The organism is Pseudomonas sp. nanlin1 (assembly GCF_045571515.1).
Taxonomy (GTDB): domain Bacteria; phylum Pseudomonadota; class Gammaproteobacteria; order Pseudomonadales; family Pseudomonadaceae; genus Aquipseudomonas.
This window is the reverse complement of record NZ_CP124218.1, coordinates 3,021,546-3,041,226: the sequence shown is the minus strand read 5'-3', so window position 1 is coordinate 3,041,226 and position 19,681 is coordinate 3,021,546. Positions and strand designations below refer to the sequence as shown.

The window sequence follows — 19,681 nt, the reverse complement described above, 5'->3', positions numbered from 1 at the left end:
GTATGCAAAGGTAAATTGCCGGTAAAGGCGCTTTGCAGCGTTACCGGCAGTGCTTATCGTTCAGCCTCATCCAGTAGAAGCCTTTCCCTTAATGGTCGACCATTCCATGCATCCCCCCGCTACTCGTCGCTCCCGTCGTTGGTTCTTTGCCGTGCTCGTCCTGTTACTGGTTGTGGGCCTTTGCTGGTGGTTTTGGCCCACCCTCAGCGGCAACTCTGGCGCAGCCGACGCCGGCAAGGCGGCGCGCCCCGGTTTCGGCGGCAGCAGCGCGGCCACACCGGTACGCGTGGCCAAGGCCGAGGTCGGCGATTTTCCGCTTTATTACAAAGCCCTGGGCACGGTCACGGCCACCAGTACGGTCAACGTGCGCAGCCGGGTGGCGGGTGAGTTGGTGAAAATCAACTTCAAGGAGGGGCAACGGGTCAAGGCAGGTGATCTGCTAGCGGAAATCGACCCTAGGGCCTATCAGATCGCCTTGCAGCAGGCCGAGGGCACCCTGGCGCAGAATGAGGCCCAGTTGAAGAATGCGCGCATCGACTTGCAGCGCTATAAAGGGCTTTACGCTGAAGACAGCGTGGCCAAGCAAACCCTGGATACCCAGCAAGCCCTGGTCGGGCAGTACCTGGGTACCATCAAAACCAACCAGGCAGCAGTCAATGACGCCAAGTTGAACCTTGAATTCACCCGTATCCGTGCGCCCATTGCCGGGCGCCTGGGGCTGCGTCAGTTGGACATCGGCAACCTGGTGGCGGCCAACGACACCACGGCTCTGGTGGTGATCACCCAAGTGCAGCCCATTAGCGTTGCTTTTACCCTGCCAGAAACTCAGCTTGCCCCGGTGCTCGCACGCTTTCGCAGTGGCGCCACATTGAGTGTGGAAGCCTGGGACCGTGGCGACCGAGAAAAACAAGCCACGGGGGTTCTAGCGAGCCTGGATAACCAGATCGATACCACCACCGGTACCTTGAAATTCAAGGCGCGCTTCGAGAATACCGACGAGGCGCTGTTTCCCAACCAGTTCGTCAGCGTCAGGCTGCTGTCCGACACTTTGAAGCAAGTGGTGCAGATCCCCTCGGCGGCGATTCAGTTTGGCAACGATGGTGACTTCGTTTACGTCCTGGATGGCCCCGACAAAGTGCGGATCCGCCCACTCAAAATAGGCCCCACCGATGGCGAACGCACGGTGGTCGAAGAGGGCCTGGCCAGTGGCGACAGTGTCGTGCTCGAAGGCACCGACCGCCTGCGTGACGGCAGCGCGGTCGAGGTGGTCGAAGACAGCAGCGCGGTGCCGACTACCCCAGGGCAACAGCTGCAGGGTACCGATAAGAAAGGCCAACCTGCCGCAGGCCAAGGCAAAGCCGGGGCATGAATATCTCCAGGCTGTTCATCCTGCGCCCGGTCGCTACCACCCTGACCATGTTGGCGATCGTTTTGGCTGGCTTGATCGGCTATCGACTGTTGCCCGTATCGGCGCTACCCCAGGTCGATTACCCGACCATCCGGGTAATGACCCTGTACCCCGGCGCCAGCCCGCAAGTGATGACCAGTGCTGTTACCGCACCTCTGGAACGCCAGTTCGGGCAGATGCCGGGGCTCACGCAAATGGCCTCGACCAGTTCCGGCGGCGCTTCGGTGCTGACCCTGCGCTTTAGCCTGGACATCAATATGGATGTCGCCGAGCAGCAGGTGCAGGCGGCGATCAACGCCGCCAGTAACCTGCTGCCCACGGATCTGCCCGCACCGCCGGTGTACAACAAGGTCAACCCCGCCGACACCCCGGTGCTGACCATCGCTATCTCATCCAAGACCCTGCCGCTGCCCAAACTCAATGATTTGGTCGACACCCGTATGGCGCAAAAGATCGCGCAGATCAGCGGGGTAGGGATGGTCAGTTTGGCCGGTGGGCAACGTCAGGCCGTACGGATCAAAGTCAACCCCCAAGCGCTGGCCGCCAATGGCCTGAACCTGGCCGATGTCCGCACTCTCATCGGCGACTCCAACGTCAACCAGCCAAAGGGTAACTTCGACGGGCCGACCCGGGTGTCGATGCTCGATGCCAACGATCAACTCAAGTCGCCAGCTGAATACGCCAACCTGATCCTGGCCTATAACAACGGCGCGCCACTGCGGCTCAAGGACGTGGCGCAGATCGTCGATGGCGCCGAGAACGAACGGCTGGCGGCCTGGGCCGATCGTAACCAGGCGATCCTGCTGAATATTCAGCGTCAGCCTGGGGCCAACGTGATCGAGGTGGTCGACCGGATCAAAGCGCTGCTGCCTTCGATCACCGACAACTTGCCGGCTGGCCTCGACGTCACCGTGCTGACCGACCGCACCCAGACCATCCGTGCATCAGTCACCGACGTGCAGCACGAGTTGCTCATCGCCATCGCCTTGGTGGTGATGGTTACCTTTTTGTTTCTGCGCCGGGCCAGCGCCACCCTGATTCCCTCCATTGCCGTGCCGCTGTCGTTGATCGGTACGTTTGGGGTGATGTACCTGGCCGGCTTCTCCATCAATAACCTCACCTTGATGGCATTGACCGTGGCCACGGGGTTTGTGGTCGATGACGCCATCGTCATGTTGGAAAACATCGCAAGGCATATCGAGGACGGCGAAACGCCCATGCAAGCAGCGCTCAAGGGCGCTCGGCAGATCGGTTTCACCCTGTTGTCGTTGACCTTCTCGCTGATTGCCGTACTGATCCCCTTGCTCTTCATGGCGGACGTGGTGGGGCGGCTGTTCCGCGAATTTGCCATTACCCTGGCTGTGGCGATCCTGATTTCGCTGGTGGTCTCCCTGACCCTGACCCCGATGATGTGCGCTCGTTTGCTCAAGCGCGAGCCCGAAGCCCATGAGCAGGGGCGCTTCTACCGCAGCAGTGGCGCGGCGATCGACTGGATGGTCGAGCGCTATGCCGTTGGCCTGCGCTGGGTGCTCAAGCGCCAACCCTTGACCTTGCTGGTGGCCGTGGCCACCCTGGGGCTGACGGTGCTGCTGTATCTGGTAGTGCCCAAGGGGTTTTTTCCGGTGCAGGACACCGGCGTCATTCAGGGTATTTCCGAGGCGCCCCAGGCGGTCTCTTTCAAGGCCATGAGCGAACGCCAGCAAGCCTTGGCCGAGATCATTCTAAAAGACCCCGACGTCGCCAGCCTGTCGTCCTATATCGGTATCGACGGTGACAACGTCACCCTCAACAGCGGCCGCTTGCTGATCAACCTCAAGCCCCACAGCGAACGCAGCCTGACCGCCAGCCAGGTGATCGAGCGCCTGCAGCCCGCTGTGAACACCTTGGTCGGCGTGCGCTTGTTCATGCAGCCGGTGCAAGACCTCACCATCGAAGACCGCATCAGCCGTACCCAATACCAGTTCAGCTTGTCGTCACCCGATGCCGACCTGCTGGCGACCTGGAGTGGGCGTTTGCTTGACGCGCTGCGCCAGCGAGGCGAGCTGGCCGACGTCGCCAGCGATTTGCAAGACAAAGGCCTGCAGGTGTACCTCGACATCGACCGGGACCAGGCGCGCCGCGTCGGGGTGAACGTGGCCGATATCACCAACGCTTTGTATGACGCATTCGGCCAGCGGCAGATTTCCACCATCTACACCCAGGCCAGCCAGTACCGCGTGGTATTGCAGGCCATGGATGGCAATGTCATTGGCCCGCAGGCCCTGGAACAGATCTACGTGAAGGCGGGCGATAACGGCCAGGTACGCCTGGCCAGCCTGGCGAAGATCGAGCAGCGCCAGGCGCAATTGGCGATTACCCATATCGGCCAGTTCCCTGCGGTGATGATGTCGTTCAACCTGGCCCCCGGTGTCGCCCTGGGCCAGGGCGTGGAGGTGATCGAGCAGGTGCAGCAGGAGATCGGTATGCCGCTGGGCGTGCAGACTCAATTCCAGGGCGCCGCCGAAGCGTTCCAGGCATCTTTGTCGAGTACGCTGCTGCTGGTGCTGGCAGCCGTCGTCACCATGTATATCGTGCTGGGGGTGTTGTACGAGAGCTACATTCACCCCATCACCATCCTCTCGACCTTGCCATCGGCGGCTGTGGGGGCGTTGCTAGCGCTGCTGTTAAGTGGCAATGACTTGGGCATGATCGCGATCATCGGCATCATTTTGCTGATCGGTATCGTCAAGAAAAACGCCATTATGATGATCGATTTCGCCCTGGACGCCGAACGTAATCGCGGCTTGGCCCCTCAGGAAGCGATATACGAAGCCGCGCTGCTGCGGTTCCGGCCCATTCTGATGACCACCCTGGCGGCGCTGTTCGGCGCGGTGCCGTTGATGCTTGCCAGTGGTTCGGGCGCCGAGTTGCGTCAGCCGTTGGGCCTGGTGATGGTGGGGGGCTTGCTGGTCAGCCAGGTGCTGACGCTGTTCACCACACCGGTCATCTACCTGTATTTCGATCGGCTGGGTCGCCGCTGGCGGCGCAAGCCTGCCGAGCAGGATCCGGTGCCTCGATGAACCTGTCCGGCCCCTTTATTCGTCGCCCGGTCGCGACCATGTTGCTGAGCCTGGCGATCATGCTGCTGGGGGGCGTCAGTTTCGGCCTGTTGCCCGTCTCGCCGCTGCCGCAAATGGACTTCCCGGTAATCGTGGTCAGCGCCAACTTGCCCGGGGCCAGCCCTGAGGTCATGGCGTCGACGGTAGCCACCCCACTGGAACGTTCGTTCGGCGCCATCGCTGGGGTGACCAGCATGAACAGCCGTTCCAGCCAAGGCTCGACCCGGGTGATCTTGCAGTTCGACATGGACCGCAATATCGACGGCGCCGCCCGCGAAGTGCAGGCGGCCATTAACGCTGCGCGCAATTTGCTGCCCAGTGGCATGCGCAGTATGCCGACGTACAAGAAGGTCAACCCGTCCCAGGCACCGGTCATGGTGCTGTCGCTGACCTCTGATGTTTTGCAAAAAGGCCAACTATACGACCTGGCGTCGACCATTTTGTCCCAGAGCCTGTCCCAAGTGCCGGGGGTCGGCGAGGTGCAGATCGGCGGCAGTTCGCTGCCTGCGGTGCGAATCGAATTGCAACCGCAGTTGCTCGATCAATATGGCGTGTCTCTGGACGATGTACGCAGTGTCATCGCCGACGCCAACGTGCGTCGGCCCAAGGGTTACGTCGAGGACGCCGAACACAGCTGGCAGATCCAGGCCAACGACCAGTTGGAGAAAGCCGAAGATTACGCGCCCCTGGTGATCCGTTACCAAGACGGCTCGGTGCTGCGCCTCAGCCATGTGGCCAAGGTCAGCGATGGGGTAGAGGACCGCTACAACGCCGGGTTCTATAACGATGCCTCGGCGGTGCTGCTGGTGGTCAACCGCCAGAGCGGCGCGAACATCATCGAAACCGTGAACCAGATCAAGGCGCAACTGCCGCAGTTGCAGTCGTTATTGCCCGCCAGCGTCAAGCTGGACCTGGCCATGGACCGCTCGCCGGTGATCAAGGCGACCTTGCACGAGGCCGAGATGACCCTGTTGATCGCCGTGGCGCTGGTGATTCTCGTGGTTTATCTGTTCCTGGGCAGTTTCCGCGCGTCGCTGATTCCCACCCTGGCGGTGCCGGTGTCACTGGTGGGTACGTTCGTGGTGATGTACCTGTGGGGTTTTTCCCTGAACAATCTGTCGCTGATGGCGTTGATCCTGGCCACCGGGCTGGTGGTGGATGACGCTATCGTGGTGCTGGAGAACATCGCCCGGCACATCGACGAGGGCATGCCACCGCTCCAGGCGGCCTATCGCGGCACCCAGGAAGTCGGTTTCACCTTGCTGTCGATGAACGTGTCGCTGGTGGCGGTGTTTCTATCCATTTTGTTCATGGGCGGGATCGTCGAAAGCCTGTTCCGCGAGTTCTCCATTACCCTGACCGCGGCCATTGTGGTCTCCTTGATCGTTTCGTTGACCCTGACACCGATGCTCTGCGCCCGCTGGCTAACACCCCATGGGCCGGCAGCATCGAGCCGCCTGCAACGCTGGAGCCAGCGCCTCAACGAGCGCATGGTCAAGGGTTATGATCGCAGCCTGGGCTGGGTGCTGCGGCATCCACGCCTGACCCTGGCCAGTTTGCTGGTCACCATCGTGGTCAATGTCGCGTTGTACGTGGTGGTGCCGAAAACCTTTATGCCGCAGCAGGACACCGGGCAACTGGTGGGGTTCGTGCGTGGCGACGACGGCTTATCCTTCACCGTCATGCAACCGAAGATGGAGATCTACCGCCGCGCCTTGCTGGCCGACCCGGCGGTGCAAAGCGTAGCCGGTTTTATCGGTGGCAACAGCGGCAGCAACAACGCCACCATTCTGGTGCGGCTGAAACCGCTCAAGGAGCGACGTGCTTCGGCTCAGGAAGTGATCGAGCGCCTGCGCAAGACGTTGCCCAAGGTGCCGGGCGGGCGCTTGTGGCTGATGGCTGACCAAGACCTGCAATTCGGCGGGGCGCGGGAGCAATCCACCTCGCAGTATCAGTATGTTTTGCAAAGTGACGATCTGGCCACCCTGCGCTTGTGGTACCCCAAAGTTGTCGCCGCATTCAAGGCGCTACCGGAGCTCACAGCGATCGATGCTCGTGAAGGGCGCGGTGCGGCTCAGGTTACCTTGATCGTCGATCGCGACCAGGCCAAACGCCTGGGTATCGACATGAACCGGGTGACCACGGTGCTCAACAATGCCTATAGCCAGCGGCAGATTTCCACCATTTACGACAGCCTGAACCAGTACAAAGTGGTGATGGAGATCGACCCCCGTTACGCCCAAGGCCCGATTAGCCTCGATCAGGTCAATGTGATCAGCGGCGACGGCGCACGGGTGCCACTCTCAGCGTTTTCCCACTACGAAAATAGCCTAGCCGACGATACCGTGACCCACGAAGGCCAGTTCGCTTCCGAGAACATTGCCTTTGACCTGGCCGAGGGTGTGCCACTGAACACCGCGAGCATCGCCATCGAGCGCGCTTTGGCCAAGGTCGGCTTGCCCCAGAGCGTGATCGTCAAGGTCGCAGGTACCGGGGACGCCTTCGCCGCCGCGCAGAAAGGCCAGCCGTTTATGATTCTCGGCGCCTTGGTGCTGGTGTACCTGGTGCTCGGTGTCTTGTATGAAAGCTATATACACCCCTTGACCATTCTGTCGACGCTGCCCTCGGCGGGGGTAGGGGCATTGCTGAGCATCTACGTGATAGGCGGCGAATTCAGCCTGATCTCGCTCCTGGGGTTGTTTTTGTTGATCGGGGTGGTGAAAAAGAACGCCATCTTGATGATTGACCTGGCGTTGCAACTCGAGCGCCATGAGCAACTCGACCCGCTGGATTCGATCCGCCGTGCGTGCCTGATGCGCTTGCGGCCGATCCTGATGACCACCCTGGCGGCGATCCTCGGCGCACTGCCGCTGTTGCTCAGCAGCGCCGAGGGCGCCGAGATGCGCCGCCCGTTAGGGGTGACGATCATCGGCGGCCTGGTCTTCAGCCAAATTCTCACGCTGTACACCACCCCCGTGGTTTACCTTTACCTGGACCGCCTGCGCCATCGTTTCAACGCCCGGCGTAATGTGCGGACCGACGCTGCTTTGGATGAACCGCTATGAATGCACCCCGGCTCAAAGGCCTGAACCTCGGTAAGCCAAGCGCCCTGTGCGGCGCGGTGCTGCTCGGCAGCCTGTGGCTGGCGGGTTGTACCCTGGGCCCCGATTACCAGCGCCCGGCGGCGGCGACGCCCATGCAGTTCAAGGCCGCCGAAGGCTGGCGTCAGGCCCAGCCCAGCGACGCCCTGGCGCGTGGGGCCTGGTGGGAGCTGTACAACGACAGCCAGCTCAATGCCTTGGTGCAGCGCTTGAATAGCTCCAACCAAACCGTCGCCCAATACGAGGCCCAGTATCGCCAGGCCCAAGCGCTGGTTCGCAGCACCCGCGGTACGCTATGGCCCAGCGTCGACCTGAGCGCGGGCAAGACCCGCTCCAGCCAGGGCACTGGCAGCAGTAACTCCAGCCTTAGCAGTGCCAGCAGTGGTATCCGCGACACCTACAGCACGCAATTGGGGGTGAGCTGGGAGGCCGATATCTGGGGTAAATTGCGCCGTGGCCTCGAGGCCGATCGTGCCAGCGCCCAGGCCAGCCTGGCTGACCTGGCGGCCATGCGCCTGAGCCTGCAATCGGAGCTGGTGCAAAATTACCTGCAACTGCGGGTAATCGACGAGCAGCGGCGCTTGCTCGAAGCGACGCTGCAGACCTACGAGCGCTCGCTGCGCTTGACCCAGAACCAGTACCGCGCGGGTATCTCTGGCAAGGATGCGGTGGCCCAGGCGCAGACCCAACTGAAAACCACCCAGGCCGACCTGATCGACCTGATCTGGCAACGGGCGCAGTTGGAAAACGCCATTGCGGTCTTGATGGGCGAGGCCCCGGCGCAATTCAGCCTGGCCGCGGCTACCGATGTACCGGCGTTGCCAGCGATTCCGCTGGCCATCCCCTCGCAGTGGCTGGAGCGGCGCCCGGACATCGCCGCCGCCGAGCGCACGGTTATGGCCGCCAATGCGGAGATCGGCGTAGCCAAGGCGGCCTATTTTCCCGACCTGACCCTGAGCCTGAGCGGCGGCTACAGCAGCAGCCAATTCGCTAATTGGGTGAGTTTGCCGAACCGGTTTTGGTCGGTGGGGCCCGAGTTGGCGATGACCTTGTTCGATGGCGGCCAGCGTTCGGCCGAGGTCGAGCGCACCCAGGCCGTGTATGACCAAACTGTGGCGCAGTACCGCCAGACCGTATTGGACGGCATGCGCGAAGTCGAGAACTACCTGATCCAGCTCAAGGTCTATGAGGATGAGGCACGGGTGCGTGGCGAAGCGCTGGATTCGGCGCGCGAGTCTCTGCGTCTGACCGAGAACCAATACAAAGCCGGGCTGATCGGTTACTTGGACGTGGTCAATGTCCAAGCAACTGCATTAAGTAACGAACGCAACGTATTGAATTTATTAGAAAGTCGCCTTGTGGCTAGTGTACAGCTCATAGCTGCCTTGGGTGGCGGCTGGGACGCGCGCGTGGATCTGACTCAAGAGCAATAATCGGTAGCCCATCGCTATCGTCGACGCTTGGAGTTGTTTACACTCCGCGCCTGATTACGAGCATGGATGCCGGCTGACTGCCTCTTTGAGATAGCCCATGTTGACTGGTAGCTACTTTCCCTCCCTCGTGTTCATTTCGGTGTTTGTCGCTGTATTGGCGTCTTACACGGCATTGGATCTGGTCGCCAGAATTGCCACCGCACAAGGCCGCGCCGTCCATTACTGGCGCTTTGGCGGCGCGCTAGCGTTGGGCTTTGGTGTGTGGTCGATGCATTTCATCGGCATGCTGGCTTTCCACTTGCCCATTGAGCTGGGCTACGACCTGGCCACCACCGGCTACTCCCTATTGATCGCAGTGCTGTCCAGTGGCTTCGCGCTGTGGCTGGTCAGCCAACCGCGCCTCACGCTGCCTATGCTCATATTGGGTGCGCTGATTTTGGGCGCCGGTATCAGCTCGATGCATTACACCGGCATGGCCGCCATGCAAATGCAGCCGCCCATTGTCTATGACCGGGGGTTGTTTCTGGCTTCACTGCTGGTGGCCGTAGTGGCCTCGGCGCTGGGCCTGGCGATTGCCTTTCGGCTACGTAGTGCGGCCCCGTATGTCCGGCTGGCTCGGGGGGCGGCCGCGCTGGTCATGGGCGGTGCCATTGTGGGTATGCACTATATCGGCATGGCCGCAGCGGGGTTCGCCGAGGGCAGTTGGTGTGGTGCGGCCGTCGATGGCATCAGTGCTCGGGGCCTGGATTATATGGTGGTGGTCACCACATTGGCGGTGCTCAGCGCCACGCTGCTTACCTCAGTGCTGAATGCGCGCATGGAGGCCAGTACCCAGGCGCTCAGCCATTCGCTACGCCTGGCTAATCAGGAACTGACCCAACTGGCGCTGCACGACAACCTTACCCAGTTGCCCAACCGGCTGTTACTCGCGGAACGGGTCAGCCAGGCAATCAACCTCGCCGATGAGCAGGGCGGATGTTTCGCTCTGCTATTCATGGACCTGGACGGGTTCAAACCCATTAACGATGCCTACGGGCACCAGTTGGGCGACCAACTGTTGCAGGCGGTCGGGCGGCGCCTGCGCGACGCGCTGCCAGCAGACGACACCCTGGCACGCATCGGTGGCGATGAGTTTGTACTGTTGGCCTACTTAAGCGCGCCCGCCGATGCCATGGATATCGCCGCGCGCCAGGTCGAGCTGATTGCCGCACCCTTTACGGTGGGCGAGCATTCCCTACAGGTGTCGGCCAGTATCGGTATTGCTGTGTTTCCAGGCGACGGCCAGGCCCCGGATGAGCTGTTGATGAACGCCGATGCCGCGATGTACGCGGCCAAGAACGCCGGGAAGAACAGCTTCAGTTTTTTCGAAGCGTCCATGAACACTGATGCGCGGCGCAAACTGCAATTGCTTCAGGACCTACGAATGGCGTGTAAGTTGGGCCAGTTGCGCCTGCATTACCAACCCAAGTTCAGCGTGCGCGATGGGGCGATTCTCGGCTGTGAGGCGCTGGTCCGCTGGCAGCATCCGGAACACGGCTTGTTGCTGCCCGCCGTTTTTATCAGCGTGGCGGAGAAGAGCGGGTTGATCATCGAGATCGGTGACTGGGTTCTCAACCAGGCGTGCCAGCAGATGCGCGTATGGGCCGATCAGGGCTACGGCCATTGGCGCATGGCGGTCAATCTGTCGGCGGTGCAATTTGCCCACCCTGATTTGGCCGCCAGCGTTGCGCAAGCGCTGCACCGCCATGGCTTGCCGGCTAACAGCCTGACCCTGGAAATCACCGAAAGCACGGCCATGAGCGATGCCCAGGCCAGCATGGATGTACTGCAGGGGCTCTCCGACATGGGCGTGGACCTGTCCATCGACGACTTCGGCACCGGCTATTCGAGTTTGATGTACCTCAAGCGCTTGCCCGCCAACGAGCTGAAGATCGACCGTGGGTTCGTTCGCGACCTTGAACAAGACAGCGATGACGCTGCGATCGTCTCGGCCATCGTCGCACTAGGCCGCGCCCTGGGCTTGCGCATCGTTGCCGAGGGTGTCGAGACCGACAGCCAGCAAGTATTTTTGTCGGAACTGGGCTGTGATTCGCTGCAGGGGTTTCTGTTGGGGCATCCGCTGCCGCCTGACGCCTTCATGGCCCAAGTGCAGGCCAGCCAGGTGAGCGCCAAGGCGCTATGATGACCCGCTGAGCAAGTTTACGGGTTATCAGGAGCGACGATTATGGATGAAGTGATACTGATCACCGGTGGCACCCGCGGCATCGGTGCGGCCACCGCGCTGCTGGCTGCTCGCCGCGGCTATCGCATCTGCATCAATTACCAGGCCGATACCCACGCTGCCCAGCGAACCCTGGACCAAGTGCGCGAGTTGGGTGCCGAGGCCATTGCGGTCCAAGCTGACGTGAGCAGTGAAGAGCAAGTGCAGCGCCTCTACCAACAGGTCGACGCCGAACTCGGGCCGTTGCGTGCCCTGGTCAACAATGCCGGTACTGTCGGCCCAAGGGCTCGGCTCGATGAGATGAGCCAGGCGCGCCTGTGGCACTTGATGCAGACCAACGTCATAGGGCCCATGCTCTGCGCCAAACATGCGCTGCTGCGTATGTCGACCCGCCATGGCGGGCGCGGTGGGGCCATTGTCAATGTCTCGTCTGCGGCTGCACGTTTGGGTTCGCCAGGCGAGTACGTGGACTACGCCGCGTCCAAAGGCGCCATGGATACATTTACTTTAGGGCTGGCCAAGGAAGTGGCCGGGGAGGGAGTCAGGGTCAATAGCGTGCGGCCGGGGTATATCTATACCGAATTTCACCGCTTGAGCGGCGATGCGCAACGGGTGAGCAAACTGGCGCCGGGCATACCCATGGGGCGGGGCGGGCAACCGGAAGAAGTGGCTGAAGCGATTATCTGGCTGTTGTCGGAGCAAGCCAGCTATGCGACGGGTACGTTCGTGGATTTGGCGGGCGGGCGTTGAGCGGTCGAGGCCAAGGCCCCTCGCTACAGCGAGGGGCCTTGGGTGGGTTGCCGTCAGACTTTGCTGATGGCTTCCAGGCGCAGCCGTTCGTACTCGGCTTCGCCCATAGGTACCGCATCCGGCTTGCCTAGTTCGCTCATCGGAATGCGGTAGGTTTCCTTGGCGAAGTAAGCGGCGGTGGCGGCGATGACGGTGACCCCGAAGGCGATCGCACCCACGGTCACTGGGATGTTGCTCGAGCCGGGCGGTGCCACTGCAGCGAACAAGGCCGGGAGCAGGGCGGTGAACATGGTCCCGACGTTTTGCGAGATGGCCATGGCCGAGACCCGATAGCGGGTTTGGAACAGTTCCGGGTAAAAGCTGGGGAAGGTTGCGTTGTAACCCTGGTACACCACGCCCCACATCAGAATCGAGGTGGCGAAGGCCAATGGCACACTGTGGATGCTGATCGCATACAAGTAGACAAAGGCAAGCAGGCCTGAACCCAAAGCCCCACCGATGATCATCGGGCGGCGCCCGAAGCGGTCGGACAAGTTACCCACGAAAGGGATGATCAACACGGCAACCACGTTGCCGATCACTGGGATCCACAGGTAAACGCTTTTCTCGAAGCCGATTCCGTAGGCCGGTTGCACGGCATACGCGGCGCCGAAGATGGTCGCAACCACCGGAATCACGTTCATCAAGGCCATGCAGGTCACCAGGGACATGGTCTTCCAGCTGTGGCGGAAGGCTTCTGCAATCGGTGACTTAGGCGCTGCTTGCTTCGCTCCCTCACCAACGAACGCTGGTGTTTCATTGACTTCGCGACGAATGATAAAACCGGCGATCAGTACCACGGCACTGAGCAGGAACGGGATCCGCCAGCCCCACGAATTGAAGGCCTCTTCTGGCATGAAGTAAGCCAGTGGGAGGAATATGGCTGCGGCGAAAATCTGCCCGGCTTGCACACCTTGCAAGGTGAAGCTGGCATAGAAACCTCGCCGTCCGAACGGTGCATGTTCGAGGATCATCGAACTGGCCCCGGAAATTTCCCCCGCCACGGCGAAGCCCTGGATCAGGCGCAGAATCACCAGCATGATAGGCGCCAGTACGCCAACCTGGCCGTAGGTAGGCAGCAGGCCCACCGCCATAGTGGCGAAGCCCATAAGGAACATGCACAACAGCAAGACGTTCTTGCGACCGCGGGTGTCGCCCCAGTGACCGAGCACGAAGGCACCAATGGGACGCGCGATGTAGCCCACGCCGTAGGTTGCCAGAGAAGCCACAATGGCGACTTTAGGGTCGGTGGAAGGGAAGAAAATCTGCGGGAAGATCAGGGCTGCCGCTTGGGCATAGATGAAGAAATCATAGTATTCCAGTGCTGACCCGACCCAACCACTGGCGGTCGCCTTTTTGGTCTGGCGCGCACCGTGCGCCTCATTTTCTGCGTGGCTAGCCATGCTGTGTCTCCGTTGTTTTTATTATCGAGCGTTGTGCCATGAAAGCTTGCGTTCTGGGTAGGTGGGCAAAGTGAAGGCGTCACGCGGACGCACTCTGCACACCATGCAAAACTAACTGGGTAGTTAATAAATATCAGGTCGCTGAAAGCGCGTCAATACCGCCTGCCCACACCCAGTGTAATAGCATGCTGCACTATTGCATGGGCAGGATTGACAGATCTTTGCTCAGACCATCGCCAGCCGCTGTTTACGCCGGGGCGCGGGGAATGCCGCGTCCAGGCTTTGCAGGTCTGCTGGGGTCAGTTGCAGGTCGGCAGCGCCAGCGTTATCCCGAACATGGGCCAGCGTGACGGCCTTGGGAATGGCGATCATATGCGGCTGTCGCAACACCCAGGCCAGGCACACTTGGGCCGGCGTGACGCCATGCTGCTGGGCGATCGCCATGACGCTGGGGTCGGCCAGGAGCCCGCCCGCCTGGGCGATGGGGCAGTAGGCCATGGTTGGCAGGTGGGCCTGTTGGCTCCATGGCAGCAGGTCGAACTCGATGCCTCGCTCTTCAGGGTTGTACAGCACTTGATTAGTGGCGCATGCCGGGTTGTCCAGCTCTAAGAGGTCGGCCACGTCAAAATTGGAAACGCCCCAGCGGCCAATCTTGCCCTGCTCGCGAAGGCGCTCAAAGGCATCGACCGTTTCTGCCAGCGGATATTGCCCGCGCCAATGCAACAGGTATAGGTCGATATACTCGCAGCCCAGGCGCTGCAGGCTGCGCTCGCAGGCTTGTGCCACGCCCTGGCGGCTGGCGTTGTGGGGGTAGACCTTACTCACCAGAAACACCTGGTCGCGGCGGCCGGCAATCGCTTCGCCGACAATTTTCTCGGCACCGCCTTCGCCATACATTTCTGCGGTGTCGAGCAAGCTCATGCCCAGCTCGATGCCCTCACGCAATGCTGCGACCTCTTTAGCCCTGGCGCTGGGGTCTTCGCCCATGCGCCAAGTGCCCTGGCCGATGACGGGAACGTGAGTGTCAGCTAATTTGCAGGTACGCATGGGTCTCTCCTCGAAGTGCCAATGGGTGTTTCGGCAACCTTAGCCGCCACAGGTTCAGGCTATTGAGCCAGGGACTGCCCAAGGGTAGTGGATCAACACTTCTTTCAATGCCTGTGCCGCCGCCGATAACTTATGCTCCGGCAAACTCAGCAAGCCGATCTGGCGCTCGATGCCGGGGCTCTTCAAGGCGACGCAACAGGCGCCTAGCTCGTGCATCTGCCCTTGGCAGATCGAGGGCACGGCACTGACGCCCAGGCCACTGGCGACCATCCGGCCGATGGTGCTCAATTGATGGCTCTCGAACGCCACGGTCAATCGCCCGTGCTGCTCCAGGATGCTCTGCTCCAGCAGCAGACGTACCGCCGAAGGGCGTTGCAGGGCGATAAAGTCCTCGTCGAGCAATTGCTGCCAGGTGATTTCCGCGCGCTCGGCCAGCGCACTGCCGCGGGCCACCACCGCCACGAAGCGGTCGAGCAACAGCGGCGTGAACTGCAAAACGCTGTGGGCGTGTGGCTCGAAGCCGACGCCCAGTTCAACGCGCCGGTGTTGCACCATCTCCAGCACCTGCTCGTTGATCACATCGTGCACCGTCACATTGACCTGGGGGTGGCGGTCACGGAATACCCTGAGGGCGTCAGGTAACAAATTGCCGGCGAAGGAGGGCATGGCGGCAATGGCAACGTTGCCCCGTTGCAGGGTAAAACGCTGGCGCAGCAGCTCTTCAGCGTTGTCCCAGTCGGCCAGCAAGCGCCGGGCCAGGGGCAACAAGGTTTCGCCCTCAGGGGTCAGGCTGACGCTGCGGGTGGTCCGTGCCAGCAGGGCGCCACCCAAGTCTTGCTCCAGGCTTTTGATCGTCAGGCTCAGCGCGGGCTGTGACAAATGCAAGCGTTCGCAGGCCTGGGCAAAACTAAGGGCCTGCGCCACCGCTACAAATGCCCGCAGTTGTCGAACGTTCATATATTTAGAAACCCAATAAAAACCACTTAAAAACAAAATTAACAAATTAGCGCGATGGCGAGAAGATAGCCTTTCAGAACAATAAGCGGGGGATCGATATGGCTGGCCTCGACAAGCGCGTTGCCTCTTACGCAGAGGCTCTCGCGGGCCTGAACGACGGCATGACCGTGCTCAGCGGCGGCTTTGGCCTGTGTGGCATTCCGGAAAACCTCATCAATGAGATACGCCGCTTGGGCGTCAAAGGCCTCACCGTTGTCTCCAACAATTGTGGTGTCGACGGCTTTGGCTTGGGGGTTTTGCTGGAGGAGCGGCAGATCAGCAAAATGATTGCGTCCTATGTGGGCGAAAACGCACTGTTCGAACAGCAGTTGCTCAGCGGCGAACTTGAGGTCGAGCTCACCCCACAGGGCACCCTGGCCGAAAAAATGCGCGCGGGCGGGGCCGGTATACCGGCGTTCTATACCGCCACCGGGGTCGGCACGCCGGTGGCCGACGGTAAGGAAGTACGGGAATTTGCCGGGCGCCAGTACCTGCTGGAAGAGGCAATCATCGGCGACTTTGCCATCGTCAAAGGCTGGAAAGCCGACCATTTCGGTAACGTGGTGTACCGCCATACCGCGCAGAACTTCAACCCACTGGCCGCCATGGCCGGTCGAATTACCGTGGTTGAGGTCGAGGAGATCGTCGCACCTGGCGAGCTCGATCCCGCGCAGATCCACACGCCTGGCATCTACGTCGACCGCTTGATCCTTGGGCAATTCGAAAAACGTATCGAAAAACGCACCCTCAAAGCCTGACAGGGCGCTGCCTGCTTATTGATAAGAGGTACCTATGGCACTTTCCCGTGAACAAATGGCCCAGCGCGTGGCGCGCGAACTCAGAGACGGTTTCTACGTCAACCTGGGCATCGGCATACCTACATTAGTGGCCAACTACGTCCCCCCTGGCATCGATGTGATGCTTCAGTCGGAAAACGGCCTGCTTGGCATGGGTGAATTCCCCACTGAGTTAACCGTAGACGCCGACATGATCAATGCAGGCAAACAAACAGTCACCGCACGGCCTGGCGCATCGATTTTCAATTCAGCCGACTCGTTCGCCATGATTCGCGGTGGGCACGTTGACTTGACGGTGCTGGGTGCTTTTGAGGTGGACGTGGCGGGCAACATTGCCTCCTGGATGATCCCGGGCAAATTGATCAAAGGCATGGGCGGCGCCATGGATCTCGTGGCCGGCGCCGACAACATCATCGTGACCATGACCCACGCGTCCAAGGACGGCGAATCGAAATTGTTGCCGCAGTGCAGCCTACCGCTGACGGGGGCGGGATGTATCCGCAAGGTACTCACCGACCTCGCTTATCTAGAGATCGCAGACGGCGCTTTTATCCTTCGTGAATACGCACCGGGGGTGAGTGTCGAGGAGATTGTGGCAAAAACAGCGGGGAAGTTGATCGTGCCGGATGACGTGATCGAAATGACGTTTTAGAGGAGGGAAGAGCGACAAGGCAGGGCTTGCCGCTCATTAATGCCGTTCAACCGGTTGCGGTATCGATGTCCGCATCCACGTTCCCCTCGTCCTCGCCAGTAGATTCCTGGTCGTCAGGTTCGAAGTCGGGGCTGTACCGGTTGTCTTCGCTGGTGTCGGCGCTATTACCGGTACTCGCGGGTTCCGGCGAGCCCGCTGTGCTGCCGTCAGGGTCGATCGCCGGGTCATTACGCGGCCCGTCCTGATCATCAGGCGCTTGTGTGGCGTCATCGTTGGGGGCTGGATGTGGATCGGCCATATCATCTTTCTCCAAGGCTACTTGGTGCTAGAGCCATCAGCACCTTCAGAACCGGTGCCATCGCCCATATCGGTTTTATTTTTTTCCGGATTGGTCGCACCGCCCATGCCACCCATAGTGCTGCCTTCGGGGTTGCCCGTGTCCTGGGGTTTGATCGCCTTGGTGGTGCCGCCCGGGCTAGTAGGGGCGGCAGAACCGTCGACGTTACCGTTCGGCAGGTTTTTGCCGCTGCCTTGGGTCGCAGGGTTGGTCGTGCCAGTGCTGGAATCCGCAAGAGCAGGCAGGGCGGCGGCGCACAGCAGGCCAGCGAGGGCCAGGGCGTTAAGTGATGAGGATTTCATGGCGATTCTCCGTTTTTATAGGCTCAGTGAATTGGGCTGCACCTATTTACAAGAGGTGCCACCCGACCGACGAACGGTCATGGGCCTGTCATGATCGCCGCACAAGACATCGCTTATTACGCAGGGTAGAATCCAGTTACGAATAACAACAAGGTCAGGGCACTGCTTTATTGCAACTGCCAACGAACCTGAGGAGTTTCTATGTCGGATCTCGCTGCAAACCCCATGGGCCTGATGGGGTTCGAGTTCATCGAATTCGCCTCACCTGTTCCCGGCGTGCTAGAGCCTGTGTTTGCAATGATGGGGTTTACTCACGTCGCCACTCACCGCTCGAAAAACGTCGACCTCTACCGCCAGGGCGAGATCAACCTGATCTTGAACAAAGAGCCCAATAGCCTGGCCGCGTACTTTGCTGCCGAGCACGGGCCCTCGGTCTGTGGCATGGCTTTTCGCGTGCGCAATGCCCACCAGGCTTATGGCCGCGCCCTTGAGCTGGGGGCTCAGCCCATCGCCATCGCCACCGGGCCTATGGAACTGAACCTGCCGGCAATCAAAGGTATAGGCGGGGCGCCGCTGTATTTGATCGATCGCTTCGGTGAAGGCAGCTCGATCTACGACATCGACTTCAATTTCATCGAAGGCGTGCCGCGTAACCCCAGCGGTGCCGGTCTCAAGTGCATCGACCACCTGACCCATAACGTGTATCGCGGGCGTATGGCCTACTGGGCTGGGTTCTACGAGAAACTGTTCAATTTCCAAGAGGCGCGCTATTTCGACATCAAGGGCGAATACACTGGCCTGACGTCCAAGGCCATGAGTGCACCTGACGGCCTGATCCGCATTCCCCTGAATGAAGAGTCTTCCAAAGGCGCCGGGCAGATCGAAGAGTTTTTGCTGCAGTTCAATGGCGAAGGCATACAGCATGTGGCTTTTCTTTGCGACGACCTCGTACGTACCTGGGACGCCCTGAAGGCGCTGGGCATGCATTTCATGACCGCGCCTCCAGCCACTTACTATGAGATGCTCGACGGCCGCTTACCCCATCACGGCGAACCGCTGGATGCGCTGCAGTCCAGAGGGATCTTGCTGGACGGCGATACCCAAGGCGGGGAGCGCCGGTTGTTGTTGCAGATATTCTCCGAGCCCGCGTTAGGGCCGGTGTTTTTCGAGTTCATTCAGCGCAAGGGGGACGATGGATTCGGCGAAGGTAACTTTAAGGCGTTGTTCGAATCCATCGAGCGTGATCAAGTGCGTCGTGGCGTACTGGGCGCGGCCGCTCAGGGGCTCAGCTCGGCCGCAGGCGACGCGTCATGAAGTAGTGGCAGGTGCCGCCAGCGAGGGTACCCAAAAGGAGTAGTGTGCCCAGTATGGACAACAGCTGGGTCCGGTAGACACGACTAACGTATTCCTTGGTATAGCCAGCATGCACGTCATAGCCGAACACCGCTGATTTAACTATCAGGTGAAATTGGTCGTGGTCGGGGAGGTCCTTGTCCCTGGCGATACGGTCGCTAAACAGGAACACCCCGTCTACCTCAATGCCGATCGTCACCTCGCGCTGGATGAGCTCGAGCATATAGGCGATGAAGCGGCCGTCGACCATGGTGCTGACACCCAGTGGTGCGTCGTAGATGCGATAGGTCAGCGCACTGGTTATGGGCATCATGGCGTTGCCAGCGCGCAGGCTCAAGCGCTGGTTCAGGGCTTCATCTGTCAGTTTTGGCCCAAGTTCAGCGCCGGAATAGGAACTGCAGTAGATCTGACTGCCCTGGATCAAGTTCGCCCCGCGCAAGAAGGGCTGTACTACCACCTCTTGGCGGACTTGCTCAATAACCGCGTCACAGGCTTGGCCGGCTCGCGGTAGCAGGCGGTTGGCAGTGCTCTCTGCTTGGTAGAGCACGTCATCCAGGTGCTCTATGGTGCGCGCGGCGGCCTCGTGGGTGGCCGATGCGAGGTTTTCGGTAACGTTCCAAAAGGTGACCAATAGCCCGCTGCCAACAGGCACCATGCCTACCAGCAGAGAGCAGAACATGGCCTTGAAACTGCCGGGGCGTATTGAGGATGTTTTCATGGGGATCTTCCGTGATCGCGATGGCC

The 19,681-nt window shown here is 60.7% G+C and carries 15 protein-coding genes; 9 read left to right on the top strand and 6 right to left on the bottom strand.

The window, feature by feature from the left end; genetic code table 11:
* Nucleotides 1-91 precede the first annotated feature (91 nt).
* The 6 genes from QCL65_RS14120 (at nt 92) to QCL65_RS14095 (ending at nt 12,011) form a co-directional block, all read left to right on the top strand.
* Entirely contained in the window at nt 92-1,369 is a 1,278-nt protein-coding gene (locus QCL65_RS14120; RefSeq protein WP_407309609.1) for an MdtA/MuxA family multidrug efflux RND transporter periplasmic adaptor subunit, read from the top strand.
* Nucleotides 1,366-4,467: an MdtB/MuxB family multidrug efflux RND transporter permease subunit gene (locus QCL65_RS14115; RefSeq protein ID WP_407309607.1), complete on the top strand. Its 3,102-nt coding sequence runs from the start codon at nt 1,366-1,368 to the stop codon at nt 4,465-4,467. Before QCL65_RS14120 ends, QCL65_RS14115 begins: the two co-directional genes overlap by 4 nt.
* Nucleotides 4,464-7,571, top strand: coding sequence for an efflux RND transporter permease subunit (locus QCL65_RS14110; RefSeq protein WP_407309605.1), 3,108 nt, complete (start codon nt 4,464-4,466; stop codon nt 7,569-7,571). The genes QCL65_RS14115 and QCL65_RS14110 overlap by 4 nt, the downstream gene beginning before the upstream one ends.
* Nucleotides 7,568-9,040 carry an efflux transporter outer membrane subunit gene (locus QCL65_RS14105; RefSeq protein ID WP_407309603.1) on the top strand — a complete coding sequence of 491 codons (1,473 nt, stop codon included), beginning with the start codon at nt 7,568-7,570 and terminating at the stop codon, nt 9,038-9,040. Before QCL65_RS14110 ends, QCL65_RS14105 begins: the two co-directional genes overlap by 4 nt.
* A 97-nt stretch (nt 9,041-9,137) precedes the next feature.
* Nucleotides 9,138-11,222, top strand: coding sequence for a putative bifunctional diguanylate cyclase/phosphodiesterase (locus tag QCL65_RS14100; RefSeq protein ID WP_407309601.1), 2,085 nt, complete (start codon nt 9,138-9,140; stop codon nt 11,220-11,222).
* Between the two features lie 42 nt (nt 11,223-11,264).
* Nucleotides 11,265-12,011, top strand: coding sequence for an SDR family oxidoreductase (locus QCL65_RS14095; protein ID WP_407309599.1), 747 nt, complete (start codon nt 11,265-11,267; stop codon nt 12,009-12,011).
* A gap of 53 nt (nt 12,012-12,064) precedes the next feature.
* Here the strand turns inward: QCL65_RS14095 and QCL65_RS14090 are convergent, their stop codons facing one another.
* From QCL65_RS14090 to QCL65_RS14080, 3 genes are all read right to left on the bottom strand, one after another.
* A complete protein-coding gene (locus tag QCL65_RS14090; protein WP_407309597.1) occupies nt 12,065-13,453 on the bottom strand; it encodes an MFS transporter in 1,389 nt (462 codons plus the stop codon).
* A gap of 225 nt (nt 13,454-13,678) precedes the next feature.
* A complete protein-coding gene (locus QCL65_RS14085) occupies nt 13,679-14,500 on the bottom strand; it encodes an aldo/keto reductase (RefSeq protein ID WP_407309595.1) in 822 nt (273 codons plus the stop codon).
* A 54-nt stretch (nt 14,501-14,554) separates the two neighbouring features.
* Complete coding sequence (locus tag QCL65_RS14080; RefSeq protein ID WP_407309593.1) at nt 14,555-15,457, bottom strand: LysR family transcriptional regulator; 903 nt, start codon at nt 15,455-15,457, stop codon at nt 14,555-14,557.
* Between the two features lie 98 nt (nt 15,458-15,555).
* Here QCL65_RS14080 and QCL65_RS14075 point away from each other — a divergent pair, with 98 nt between their 5' ends.
* Nucleotides 15,556-16,254, top strand: a complete 699-nt coding sequence (locus QCL65_RS14075) for a CoA transferase subunit A (RefSeq protein WP_407309591.1) — start codon at nt 15,556-15,558, stop codon at nt 16,252-16,254.
* A gap of 34 nt (nt 16,255-16,288) precedes the next feature.
* Entirely contained in the window at nt 16,289-16,945 is a 657-nt protein-coding gene (locus QCL65_RS14070) for a CoA transferase subunit B (RefSeq protein ID WP_407309589.1), read from the top strand.
* A gap of 46 nt (nt 16,946-16,991) precedes the next feature.
* Here QCL65_RS14070 and QCL65_RS14065 read toward each other — a convergent pair whose 3' ends face one another.
* Nucleotides 16,992-17,243, bottom strand: a complete 252-nt coding sequence (locus QCL65_RS14065; protein ID WP_407309587.1) for a hypothetical protein — start codon at nt 17,241-17,243, stop codon at nt 16,992-16,994.
* Nucleotides 17,244-17,260: 17 nt separating this feature from the next.
* Nucleotides 17,261-17,584 (bottom strand): hypothetical protein, encoded by a 324-nt coding sequence (locus tag QCL65_RS14060; protein ID WP_407309585.1) that lies wholly within the window; start codon nt 17,582-17,584, stop codon nt 17,261-17,263.
* Nucleotides 17,585-17,785: 201 nt separating this feature from the next.
* On the opposite strand from QCL65_RS14060, the gene hppD reads away from it, so the two are divergent.
* Entirely contained in the window at nt 17,786-18,898 is a 1,113-nt protein-coding gene (hppD, locus tag QCL65_RS14055) for a 4-hydroxyphenylpyruvate dioxygenase (protein WP_407309583.1), read from the top strand.
* Here the strand turns inward: hppD and QCL65_RS14050 are convergent.
* The gene (locus QCL65_RS14050) at nt 18,870-19,655 is read right to left on the bottom strand and encodes a CSS-motif domain-containing protein (protein ID WP_407309581.1); all 786 of its coding nucleotides are present in this window, start codon (nt 19,653-19,655) and stop codon (nt 18,870-18,872) included. The genes hppD and QCL65_RS14050 overlap by 29 nt on opposite strands.
* Nucleotides 19,656-19,681 lie beyond the last annotated feature (26 nt).